This is a genomic window from Streptococcus sp. 3109 (genome assembly GCF_013276905.1).
In the GTDB taxonomy this organism is placed as follows: Bacteria; Bacillota; Bacilli; order Lactobacillales; family Streptococcaceae; genus Streptococcus.
In genome coordinates, this window is the sequence record NZ_VMLY01000003.1 from 1 (window position 1) to 13,566 (window position 13,566).

General features: G+C 39.8%; 4 protein-coding genes. All 4 read right to left on the bottom strand.

All coding sequences use genetic code 11. The annotated features are described in order from the left end of the window. Positions 1-9,224, bottom strand: a 9,224-nt coding sequence (locus HT698_RS01860; RefSeq protein WP_173264367.1) for a YSIRK-type signal peptide-containing protein, incomplete at its 3' end; no start/stop codon positions are given. Between the two features lie 664 nt (positions 9,225-9,888). Then, positions 9,889-10,650, bottom strand: a complete 762-nt coding sequence (locus tag HT698_RS01870; RefSeq protein WP_173218789.1) for an IS110 family transposase — start codon at positions 10,648-10,650, stop codon at positions 9,889-9,891. 236 nt (positions 10,651-10,886) lie between these two features. Continuing rightward, positions 10,887-11,777, bottom strand: a complete 891-nt coding sequence (locus HT698_RS01875) for an Rpn family recombination-promoting nuclease/putative transposase (protein WP_138703865.1) — start codon at positions 11,775-11,777, stop codon at positions 10,887-10,889. A 100-nt stretch (positions 11,778-11,877) separates the two neighbouring features. Continuing rightward, on the bottom strand, positions 11,878-13,566 hold the full coding sequence (locus HT698_RS01880; RefSeq protein WP_138703866.1) for an alpha-L-fucosidase: 1,689 nt from the start codon (positions 13,564-13,566) through the stop codon (positions 11,878-11,880).

A 13,566-nucleotide genomic window follows, 5' to 3' on the forward strand; every position in this document is an offset into this window, starting at 1 on the left:
GTTGCTGTCGCATCATCTCCTTTATTTGCTACTGCTTGCGCTACTGCTTGCGCTTGTGTTATATCATTTTGCGCTTCAGCTACTTTATTATTGTACGCTGTAACACTGTCTGGTGTTTTGTTTGCTGTATCTGCTCTATTGCTTAATGCTGCTGCTTCTCTTGATAATTTTTCCTTAGCTGGCGTTGTTCCTGCATTGTTCAATGCTGTTGTTGCTTTTTCTAAGTTCGTTTTAGCGTCGCCTACTTTTCTTAGTGCTTCTCTTACTTGATCCGCTGTCGCATTCTCATTTCCAATCACATCTTCTGCGTCGCTCTTAGCTGTTTCTGCTGCTTGCTTAGCTGTTTCGTATGCTTGTACTTTGCTTTGTGGTTTATCCGCTGTATCTGCATTTACTGCTATCGCATCTGCTAATTCATTTTTAGCTGTTGTTAAGCCTGATTTGTCTTCTGCCGTTACTTCATAAGACACCCTAACTATCTCAGTACTGTTGTCTGCATAAGTTACCATAACTTCAAGAGTATGAGTTCCTACAGTTGTTGGATATTTCGTTCCTTCTTTTAGTGCAGCTGATCGTTTGTTAGCTACATCTACCGCAGCAAGTAATTCTTTATCTGTCGTTGATTCTCCAACTTTTTTCGTAATTTTCGTCACTTCAACTTCATGCGTAGGAATCGGAATAGAAGTTGGTGTCTCTCCACTCTTAAGTTCTCCTTCTCCTTTAGTAGCTATTGCTGTTACTTGACGATTTCCATCGACAGAATCAGAGCTTAGGACTAAGTAATCTCCTTCTCTTGTTATTCTAGAGTTAGACGGTAGCTCCCAGTTGTTTTCTGAAGTAAGAGTATATTCCTCAGTTCTAATTCCTTTTGGAATTGTTAACCTTACTTTATCCGCATCTGTTGGTAACTTAATACGAGTTGTACCGTTGTCCTTATTCTCATAAGTTAACTCTGCAGGTTTTGGATTTGTTACTGTAATTGTTACCTCGTACTCGCCAGGTCTACTTGTATCAGATTGTTCTTTTTCTGTTACTTTTACTGTATATGTTCTTTTTCCTACTGTATCAATATCCGGTGTTTGTAGCCATGTTGCATCAAAATCACTTGGGAAGTCTTTTTCCATACTTTTCTCAGTATACTTAATCCCTTTTTTAGCATCATTTTTTAAAGCTTTTAATTCTTCACTTCCTTTTGGTTGCGTAATTGTTCTACCTTCGAAGTTTCTATTTTTTGCTACATAGATATTTTCTTTATCACTAACAGCATCAAAGACTGTCTGTGTTACTGATAATGGAACTGACGACGAACCTATAACTGTTGTGTCATCAGTCTGGCGAAGATAACGATCTGATGGTAAATTATAGCTCCATCTTCCATTAGTCGGAATTACGTCTTGACTTCCTTTAGCACCACGACCATCTTGGAAATGAATAGTTACTTTCGTTGCACTTAGAAGCGCTGTACCAGAAATTGTACGATCCGTATCACTTAATTTAGCACTTTCTCCTTGACCTTCTGTTGGGTTAATTGTAGGTTTCGTTGGTTTTGCTACTAATGCATGAGAAATATCAATAGTAGAACCATCCGGGAAGTTAGCAACAACTGTTCTGGTTTTTTCAGTATCAGTTCCTGCTGTGTAAGTCACATTTGCAGGAAGTTTAGCATTTCCTTGGTTTACTTCTCGAACTTTGTCTGCAAAACGTGTTTTTGCTTCTTGTTTGAAATTATCACCTTCAAGATCATCATTACCAAAAATCGCTTTTTCTGCTTCTGTTGGATATTTTAGCGAATCTTTGTAGAAGTCTGCCATAGTTTTAACAACAATGTTCTTCTCAATAACATTAGACTCTTCACCTGCAGCATCAATTGTAGATAATACAAGTGTATAATTTCCAGCTGGTATTCTGTTGTTCACAGCAGATACTGATGTACCTGGCCTATCAGCAGACATATCTCTATCTCTAAATACACGAACTCGTAATTTTCCTACGTTTGAAGCAGCATAACCTACTGTTAAACCATTATCATCCTCAACGTCGCTTCCCTCAAAATATCCTTTAAGTTCATCAACAGTTGGTGCGGCAAATACATGATTATCCTTAAGTTTAGGTGTATCCGTTCCAACTTCTTTAGTTAGTTCGACTGTCGGTCTTGTATTTGTAGGAGTTTCTGAAAGAATCCAATTTAATTCAGCCTGACGATTGACATCAATTGGTTGATTAATCGCTCCTCCATTATATAAGTGTGCTCTGAATTTTACAGCCCCTCGCTCTGAACCGATTGTAAACGGTGAATTATATACACTATTATCTTTAACTTTTAGTGTAACTTTAGTCATAGCTTGATTATCTGGATCTACTTCTGCTGTTAATTCAAGTTTATTAGTCGTAGCTGTGTCTGTTGCTAAAGTCCAATTATCTCCCACTTTCTTCAAGCCGATGTCTACTCCACTATTGCTTACTGAACCTCCTATGCGGATATATCCACCAGTTGCATCATGTGGTATGTGTACAGTTATAGTACGACCAGCTTGAAGTGGAGTATCTACAGTAGCTCTACCCATTAGAACACCAACTCTAGTTGGTTCTGAATCTACACCATTTTTAACTTGTACAACACTAATTTCTCTATCACTGTATTTCGCATTAAATCTAGAGGCTGTTTGTGTAAGTAATTCAGTTGATGTTAATGTGTAATTCCAGCTACCATCTCTAGAAACATTAATTTCTTTCTCGTTACCATCTTGTAAAGTTAATTTTACTTTTTCGGCTCCTGCCATAGCTTGACCTGAAATAGTACGAGCAGTTGATAGAAGTCCAGAAACTGAAGAACGAGTTTCTAAATTATCAACACTCGGAGCTAGTGGTCGTGAAATTACCGTTACATCAACTTCTTCTGTTGAATTGTCTTGATAAGTTAATGTAGTTTTAACCACCTTTTTAGTTCCAGCCGCAACAGCGGTTTGTTGTTCCTTAGCAACAACTGTTCGTTTATTATTAGCTTCCACACCTGCAGATAATTGTTCATTAGTTGGTGTTCCGTTAGCTGAAATAACAACATTCGTCGCTTTAGGAGCTACATGCTCTGGTATAGAGATTGTCTTCGTACGCTGTTGTGATTTCTCCTCTCCTGTTCCTCTAGTAGCGGATGTTGTAATAGGAGTGTCTCTATTTACTTTTCTATAATCAAATGTAACCTTACCATCCCTGAAGCTTACTCCATCTGGTAAGCTTCCTGCTGTCCAAGTATTACCTTGGCGCTTAGATACAGTTACTGTCGACATTACATTATTTTTATTTTTATAGCTTAATGTAACTTCTTCAGCGTTTGTTGGTAATGCAACTTCTACATCTCCGTTTTGATGTATAATAGCATCAGCTATTTCACTAGGTTGTTCAAACTTCGCTTTACTTTTTTCATTAGCAGTTGTTTTACTATCGTTTGATGCAATAACCGAAACAGTAGTACCATCCTCTACAGCACCTTTTGGAATAGAAATTTTTCGTGCATCAGAATAAGTATTTATTCCATTATGAGATGTCCATGTTCTACCGTTTTTCGTGTATTCTAATGTTGTTGACGTAGTTTGCCCTGTCGGTGTATAAGTTAAACTCATACGAGTCGCATCTTCCGGAACATGGATATCCACAGCCCCATCTGCTTGAGCAACATTTGTTAGACCATCTAATCTACTTAGAGCTTTTATTGTTGTTGAAGCACTGTAATCTGATGTTTTCGTTTTTTGTTTAACAGTCACTTCAGAACCTGCTAGTGCTGTATCTCGTTGAAGTTGAATTTCACCTAGACCATCAGTCTCATTTGTAATCGATACTGTAGCATCAGCATTCGCATTATCTTTATCCCAGTTTCCATTGTTTTTCGTAAATCCTACTGTTTTAGTAGCTCCATTTGCATTAACATAGGTAAGCGTCACTTTTGTAGCTCCATCTTGCCCTACTTTCGCTTTCACTACTAAATCTTCTGGACTTTGAGAGATACTTGGTTTCGATGGTGCCTGCGTCGTACTGTTTACACTCGTGCTATATCCCGAGTCTACATTATCAGGTGTGTATATCGTTTTTGCACGAATATTGTCAGAAAGTGGTAATGTACCATTTACCGTTACCGTAACATTATTTTTGACAGTTGTATAAGATTCATTATCACCTTTCGGTACATTTACTGAACCAATCTCAGTATCGCCATTGTATAATTTAACTGTTGTTCCTGGTGTAACGTTATTAACTGTTACTGTTTGATTTGTCTTATTCGCTTTTCCAGCTAGTGAGGCAACATCAACAGATGGTACTTTAGGTTTAGACACAAACGTAATCACATGGTCTTCAGAACGATTATCTCGAAAATCCTGGGTATTTTGAGAGTTTGGATAGAAAACTCGAATTGTATCCGTACGTTTTCCTAGATAATCTGCAGTTTGGCTACGTGTATCTCCTCCATATTCAGAATATCCATTCTCTCTGTTTGATTGCCAATAATATTTAACATTAGTGTTAAAGTTAGAAGTTAAATACTTCCCTGTTGCACTAGTAGAAGCTGAGAAGTTAGTTCCTACTGTTGTTTCATAAATACCGTTACCATTCACAGTTGCGTGATAGACTGGCGTATTGATTGTTACATTTTTAACTTCATCTCTAGGTTGACCGTTCTCATCTGTTACATGGTAGGTAACTTTTACTACTCCTGTTTTATCCAGACCTTCAACTGCTGTATTTGGTCGGCTTTCCCAAGCTACATCCGCTGCTGGCTTAGTAACATTTTGAGTACCATTTTTGAATTGAACATACGTTTCAGGATTGTTTCCCTCTTGCAACGCTTTATCTTTAACTTGTGGAAACTTAGTTTGCTTAGCTTCTACTTTTGGAAGAACCTCATAACGCAAGTAGTAAGTAGCTGTATTATTTGATGCATCTTTTACGGTAATTTGAGCTGTATGTTGTCCTACCTCTTGCGTATCTGCAACATTCCCACTAAATGTTGAATCACTATATTTACTATTTTCTTTGGCGTTTGTTTGACTTTGGAACTGATCTCCAAAATTCTGTTTAGTAATTCCAGCAGGGGTATCTGTTATATCCAACTCCTTGACACTACCTATATTATCCCAAACCTTAAGTTTCGGTGCAAATGCACTTCCTTGGACAACTTTGTATATTGGAGTTGTAGCAGTATTTTCAGTAGTCGGAAGAACATGATCACCTAAACTCACCTTCGGTGCCGTTTCATCTCCTTTTACGAATACCCTATTATTATCTGATTCTAGACTTTGTCCTTCTTCATATTGACTAGCTCCAACTGGATAGTTCTTTGCAGTCCTCCCGTATGGAATATGGATTGTCCCTGTTCCATCTGGATTATTCGAAATAGTTATATAGTCATAGTTTTGTGATTCTTTGACCCATGAATTTCCTACTTTAGTGAATGTTTCATTAGCACCAAAGACTCCCGGAGGGAAAAAAGTAATCTTCGCCTTATTAGCCCCACCTTGTCCAACTTTGGCAGTAACCTCTAAAGTATCTGGATCTTGACTTACTTCCGGCTTTATTTGGTGTTTTGTTATTGGGTCAGTTGCTTGTATACTATCGGTACTCAAGGTAGAAACTAAGTTTTCATCTATTTTTCCTGTTTTTTCATCTGTCAATGCAGTTATAAGTCGAAGTGGTTGAGTTCCTAATTTATCCACCCTAAATTTATCAGGTGTGAATACGGCTCTTTTATCTCCATCTCTTGGATTTGTTTCAGCGATAATTTCATAACCTTGTGCTTTAGAAGGATAATCATTACTATTGTTTCCACCTCTAACCAAAAAGACTCTCCATTTTTTACCATCTTGCACCTTACCATTACTAACACTCACACCTTTTGCATTTATAATGATAGGCGACTGGGTTGTTTTTAGATTCTCTTGAGCTTTCCCTTTCAAGTTTTCTGATGTTGTTTCAAAAGATGGGGCTGCTGGCGGATAGTTAATAACCGTGGTAAATGTTTTCGTTACACCACTATTAGAAGTTGCTTCAAATATAAGTCTATAAGAACCCTGAATATTTCCTGCCGGCACACGTACATTTATCCCTTTTCTTGTGGTACTAGATGCATTAGACGGTTGATTTTTAGTGAATCCAGGTAAGTTGTCTGGATTTTTCACGTCTACATTTTTAATTCCATCTGGAGACTCAGCTATAAAGGCGTGGAGTAACTCCGCATCTCTTGGGTTGTCTTTTACTAAACGTTCTCCTATTGGTTTTCTATCGATTCTATCACTGCCACTAAAGAAACCAGTAGTCCCTAGCCTTAGTCCATCTACTTTTTTATCAGAAGAAGGATCAGAATAAACTCCTTCAGTCATCCTATTTTGGCGATTTAACCAACTTCCTCCCACTTTTTGTTTCACATAGTAAGTCCCAGCTTGAAGATTGACTCTTGAAAACGTAACTTGATTTCCTTGACCGTTAGCTGCAACTGTACCTATAAGTGAATCAGCTTGATTATTTACACCTTTTCTATATAAGCTCACTACGCTATTTGGTTCGATATTTCTCACTGTAACATCATGTGTTTGCCCTAGTTTTGTTTCTATATCTGTTGTTATTTCAGGTTTTTTAGGTTTTGTTACAAAATGGATTTCTCCTTCATTAGAGGAACCATCATTATACGAAACTTTATACTTATAAGTGTGAACCCCTGCTCTAGATATAGCATCTAAAGTTACTTGTTCTTTAGTAAGTTCACTATCTCCTTTATACCATCTGATGGTTTGTCCATTATTCAATGCATCATTTTTAGCAGTCTCTTTATCTATCTTTTGATCACCTTCGTTATAATAGTCTCCATAAGACTGAGCATCTATATCGAAAGCATTGTCAGTACCTGCGTTACCACCGTTCGTTAAAACTCCTTTAACGTTTGGATCTAACGGCTTATCTTCATATCTTTCATAAGCATAAGCAGCGCTACCATTTTTCTCTTTAACTTTTATTCCTTCTCCTAGGTATCTAGACGTATAATATGCCGTATTTTGTTCAACTTCATAATAGCCATTACCTTGAAGACGATATATGTTTTTATCAGCAAATCCCTTCTCACTATCTGTTCTAACGTGCACTATACTTCCTAAATAAGTTTTTTCTCCATTTTTAATACCTTTTAATACAGATAAATAATCTAATTTATTTAAATCGTTATTACCTTGCGTTTTGAAAGTAATTGTATAACTCGTATTCCCTGCTATTCTACCGTAATAAGTTACTCCTCTAGAATCTTTAATTCTCTGTAGTTTCTGATTTCCTAACTCTCTTTCTGCTCTTGATTGTAATTCTGAGTTAGCTGGTACAGTTTCGCTATCCCCTCTACTGTGGAATGCATCTGGTTGTGTATTTCGGATTGCTAATCCGCTTCTATAAAACTCATCTACATTTCCTACTAAATAGTAATTAGGGCTTCCTGGAGTTCCTACTCCAGCAGCATTCGTATTCTCGGGAGTTCCCTTCACTACACTGTTTGCTCCAGCCGCACTCAATGATCCAGTAACCATATCTTGATTATTACCTCTACCCTGGGTTGAATTCGAAGTTGTTCCAGCGTTATCGGTTTTAGTTACTGTTACTGTATCTTGTTTAATATTTTGGCCGTTAGGCACCGTAAACATGAAGCTAATACCATCTAAATCATTTCTTCCAGGGTTAATCTCAATATTCCATCTAAAACCTTCTGTTGTTGGGGTTACTGTTTCTTTCAAATATCCTTGTAGTCTACTAATTCTATCTGGATTTCCAGAACCTCTGACAGCACGCTCATTAAAAAACGCATAAGTGTATCGGCTATATGGACTAGCGGGGTCTTGTCCTCTATCAAAGTAGTACCTATTTTTATTATTATATATTCCAACACTATCAACTGAGCGAGGTGTCCTGTTCGAACGCGGTTGGATGGTTGTTGGTTCTGTATCTGAAGATTGCTCATGTTCGATGTCATCTTCATCATCATCAAGTGAATAACCAGACTCATTCCTCTTAGAAACCCGTGGTTCAAGGGGATTTGAAACAACCGCTCCATTAGCCTCTTTTTCAGCAAGAACTCCTTCGATAAGTTCACGTGATTTTTTCAGATCTGCTAAGGCCGCATCAAAATCTGATTGACTGATAGTGTCTCCTTTAGAGAAGGCTTCATTGAACTTATCAACGGCTGCCTTGGCTGCTTGGATTTTATCTTCCGACGCATTGTTAGCTCGGAGTTGATTAGTGATAAACTCTAACTCTTTTTTTAGGTCATAAACACCATTTTTACCTTCTGTGTTGGTGTAGGTTGGGAGTGCCTGTGGAGTAGCTTGAGAGCTAGAGCTAGCTCCAGGAGTAGTTGCGTTCCCTCCAGCAGATGAAGCGTCTTGGGTTGCAGCTGGTGCTGTCGCGCTCAAGCCTCCTCCTCTACGACGCTTCCCTCCGGTTGGTTGCTCGGTCACAGCTCCGTCTGGAGTAGCGAGTCCGGTAGAAGTTATACCTGTAGATGTGAGGTCTGTAGATGCTAGACCTGCTTTTTCCAAGATTGTTGGATTTTCTAGGGCAGGCGTCAAGGCTTGGTTGACACGGCTGATTAGGGCTTCCATAGCCCTTGTTTGCTCGTCAACTTGCGCTTGTGTCGCTTTAGGGTCGCTCAAAACTGCATTAGCTGCTGCTAGACCCGCTTCCACTTCATCGTGGAGAGCCTTCATAGAGTCTAGGGTTAGGTTTGCCAACAAAGCTTGCAGATTCCCTTGAGTCGATTTGGCTGCCTCTGTATTAGCAACAGCAGCTGGCTGTTCTTGCTCTTTTTCTCCCTCTGCTTGAGGCTTCTCTTGAGCAGACTCTGGCTGGCTAGAGTTAGAGTCTACCTCAGCAGGCTTAGACACAGCTTTCCCTTGTTCAGCTTCTTCAGCCGGCGCCTCTTGTGCTTTTAGCTCATCAGCTGGTTTAAGTTCAGCTGGCTGGTCAGTCAGAGCTTGCTTGGAGTCTTCCTCATCCGAGGTTCCTGGAACCCCATCTGCATTGCCATCAGAACCTGCCGTAACGACATCACTTGCCGTAACTGGAGTAATTGTCTCACTCGCTGCCACAGCTCCGTTGGCAAAAAACATCAGAGCCGCTACCGCAACACTGGCAGCACCAAAGTGGTACTTACGAATGGAATAACGGAAGACCTTTTCCCCGTTATCATCACGATATGATTTTTTCATGATTGAATTACCTCTCGTTTTTTCCTTTCTGGAGGTACTAAAAAATACCCCCCCCCCCTTAAATATTTTAGTATTTAAGGAAAGGATATGTTTTTTTCTTTTTGTTCCCAGGCTTGTCAAAAGACAAGTTTTGAGACAGTATTATTATATACTATTTTCGCAAATTTGAACAGCAAAACGCTAAATTTTTATTTGAAAAAAGACAGTAAAAAATCACTTCCTGTGCTATACTGTAATTGAATTTTTTTAGTTTTAGCGTTAGAACTGTTTCCTCAGTCCTATCGCCTTTTCTTTTTGATAAGTCTGTTTGGTGGAGAGTAGTTTGTAAATGATTCTGAGAATCTTATGAGCACAAGCAATAATCGCCTTCATCTTGCTTCCTCTTTGGGAAATTCGATTGTAAAAAGAAGAAAAAGCTGGATCCTTAGAATGTGCTACAATTAATCCCGACATGGTCAGAGCCTGTTTGATATATCGATTTCCTTGCGTAATGTGTGAGGATTTTTTAATGCCAGCACTCTCATAAGATCCTGGGCATAGTCCAGCCCAGGATGCTAAGTGTGCATCGGATGGAAAGGCTGTAACAGTTAGTCCAATCTCAGCTAGAATAGTGGCAGCACAGTTTTCATTCACACCAGGAATGGTTTGAAGTATCCTATTTTCCTCAGGGAAACTCCTTTTCGATGTAGTGTTGAATCTCATCGGTCAATTTTTCAATGAGTTCCTGATACATCTGATATTCCTCTAAGCTCTGGTCTAAGAGGAAGCGATCTTCTAGTGACAACTTTCCTTCCATCGCTTCAACAAGTTCTTCTGGACTTGCTTTCACTCGCTTTTGGATACAAGGGATAACAGATTCTACAGTAATGCTTTCTCCGTTAATAAATAATTTTAAAAGTGATCGCCCTGTCTTAGAAAAAATATCAGAAAGATAACTTGTTAGCTTGATATTAGCCCGTTGTAAGAGATTGTGAATTTCATTTTTGACTTGAGTTTGACGCTGCTTGTAAGAACGCATGCGACGTGTCAGTAAACGAAGCTGTACTACTTCAGGAGCAGGGATATAGGAAGGTTCAATTAGTCCGCAACGGCCGAGTTGAGCAATCCATTCGGCATCTTTCATGTCTGTTTTTCGACCAGGCACATTCTTGATATGTTGAGGATTAGCAAGTACCAAGACGAGATTAGAATCTGAAAAGATATTAAAGAGAGGGAGCCAATATTGCCCAGTACTTTCAAAAAAGACATGTGTGACATGGTTTTCCACCAACCAATCTAAGGCATTGTGAAGAGCTACAGTAGTTGTCCCAAATTTCTTCTGAATTTTCTTTGGCTTATTAGTATCTAGTGGATCATCTAGAATACAACAAACAATGGATTTTTGGTGGACATCAATACCACAACACGTTTCAATCATGACTTCCATTATAAAAACCTCCTGTTAACTATTTGAACAATAGAACAAGAGGCTACTAGTAAGATATTTTTATGCTCAAGGCATATTCGAGTTATCTCATGACTCTTGTTCATCCAGTTTTTTTAACAGGCTAGGAAAAGCCCTATTAGACACCACGGATTTGTATTGTTTATCTTCATTATAAGCTAAACTTCTTTTTCTGTCATGAGTTAGCAGGCTCTGCCTGCTTAGAGTTTTTTTAGTCCTTATTTGTGATGGTCTTTCAATAGCGCCTCAAACTCAGCCACAGTCATACCCAACTGCTGACTGGCAACCTCAGATAGCAGCAGACCTTGGCGAACGAGATTTACTAGACCTACTTTTAATCCCTCTTCAATGCCTTCCGCTCTAGCTGTTTCCAAGGCATAGTCCTGCGCTAACAAGGCCTGTTCTTCTCGCATACGTAGTTGGCTAAACATCTTCCTGTCCTCCTCGGACCAGCTCTTGTAGTCTAGCAGTTGGTCTGCTTGGCTGATGGCTCGCTCGGGTTGCTGGGTAAAGGGCTTATTCCCGAAAAACTCCAACCATGGTTTACGAACCTTGTCTTTGCTGGTTTCTCTGTATTTTTTTAGTTCCAAGAATGCCATCTTGACTAGATGGTTTTCTTGTCCATTGTTTGTGATGGTTAAGACCTCACCTGTCGTGTCCTCTCGCATGCTGAAACTGTGGAAGGCCAAATCATCTGAAAAGTAATTGCTGTCCACGATTGCGATAGCGTATACTGGTGCGATATGTTTGTAACTCTGGTGGGTATCATCTTCTCGTTGGCGAATTTTTTCTAGGTTTTGATTAACCTGACTACATAGGTAAGCCCATAGGCGATTGATGAAAAAATTCTGATGATGAACCTGAATCTCAATAATAACTTGCGTACCATTATCCAACTCCGCCAAGACATCTATGCTAGTGTAGAAATCTTGGGCTGAATAAGGCAGGGAAGGTAGTACATGAATATTGCTCCCCTCCAAAATGGTTACATTTTTGGCAGGCAAGTCCAACATATCGCGGATAAACTGACAAGTGATTTCTGGGTTGCTAAAGATTTTCTTAGCAACCAAATCATTGGTCGGGCTAATGCCCGGATGTCTTAAAGTCATCCATTTCCTCCTTCTATTATACCATATTTTTAAATCTAATTTTGCTAGATTCGATGGTTCTATCTATTTATTCGAAAAGGAAATGAATTGTGAAGATATTTTATCTCGTTTCAACTAAAATATGAGCTTGATCAATCAGTTGTCCATCAACAGTCAGATTTAGATAGAAATCTAAAGTCTTATCGGCAGCAAAATACAGGGTTGGTAGGCACAAATCTTTTTTTCTTTCCCCTGCTTGGAATTGAAGGACTTGAATCTCATCCTGATAGGCGACACCATGCACACCTGTCCCCGGTTGAATCGAAATCTTAGCCTCTAAAGAGGAGCCACTTTCGCTACGTTCAATCCTAAAATGAAGAGCCTCTCCCTTTGTCACAGTTAAACTTTTTTCTGCAAATGCTAGTTCCTGAACAACTTCTTTTTTTGATAATCCAGGAGTTTTATAGAGGGAAATCTTGGTCAATACAGGTAAATCCTGTGACTCTGTAATCATCACGCGCACCTTCTGTGCCTCTACTAGTGGACCTCGCAAGAGGCGCTTATGACCAACTGTGAAGCCCCTGGCAAACTCTTGCCAGACGCCGTCCACCTCTACTTGCACATGAAAAGCAGCGATTCGTTGCCCTAACTTCAAATCTTCTCTTAACTCAATTACATCAAAAGTTTTAGGTGACCCTAACTCAAGTTCTAACTGGATTGGCAAGCCTACGTCGCTTGCCCAAGAGCTGGTCCTAAGGCCATCTGTCAAATGGTGACAGGCAAAGTCTGTGGAAAGAGCTGGACCAGATACCTCAGATCCCAGAGCCAAATCTTCTTTATAGAGCTCATTGCGATAGGCCGCAAATTCATAGAGACGTTCAATATCCTTTGCATCAAAGAGCCCATCTTGATTCGGCGGAATATTAAGCAAGAGTGGAGTTCCCCGACCCACCGAGTGAAAGTAGATTTCGACCAACTCCTCAAGTGACTTAGGATCCTGCTCTTCATGGTAAAACCAGCCCGGTCGAATGGAAACATCTGCCTCACCAATTGAAAAAATCGTGCCCGAGGGATCTCCGTGCTGAAGATAGTCCAGCTCTGCTTCTGTTCCTAGTTTATTAGGATTCACCTTTTGCCACAGGGGATCACCTGCATACCCTCGTTCATTGCCAATCCAGCGTATACTGGTATCTTCTGTTGAAAAAATTAAGCAATCTCCCTGCAGTTCACGAATGGTTTCAAACCATTTTTCAAATTCATAATTGACCTTTTGAGCGCCCTCTCCTCTAGCTCCATCCATCCAGACCTCAGCAAATTTTCCTGCATTACCATAAGCAGGATTTGATAAGATTTCCTGCAGCTGAGCCAGATAATAGGCATTATAGTCTGCTTCTCGGTCCACATGATAGAGGGGACTATGAGCATCCCACGGCGATAGGTAGACCCCCATATCCATATCAAACTCTGTGGCAGCTTGGGATACTTCAAGGAGCAAGTCCCCCTCTCCATTCCTCCAAGGGCTGGCCTTGACCGAATAATCTGTGTGAGCTGTCGGATAAAGGACAAAGCCATCATGGTGCTTGACCACCAAAATCAACTTTTTGAAGCCCGTTTCCTTGAGCACGCGAACCCACTCACGTGCGTCTAACCTTGTCGGGTTAAAGCGTGCAGGATTCTCCTGACCTGTCCCCCATTCCTGGTCATAAAAGGTATTGGGACCAAAATGGATAAAGGCTGCTAGTTCATCCTCTAAATAAGCTAGCTGGGTCGAACTAGGCAAGGGCCCATGCGGTTTTATTTCTCTTACCAT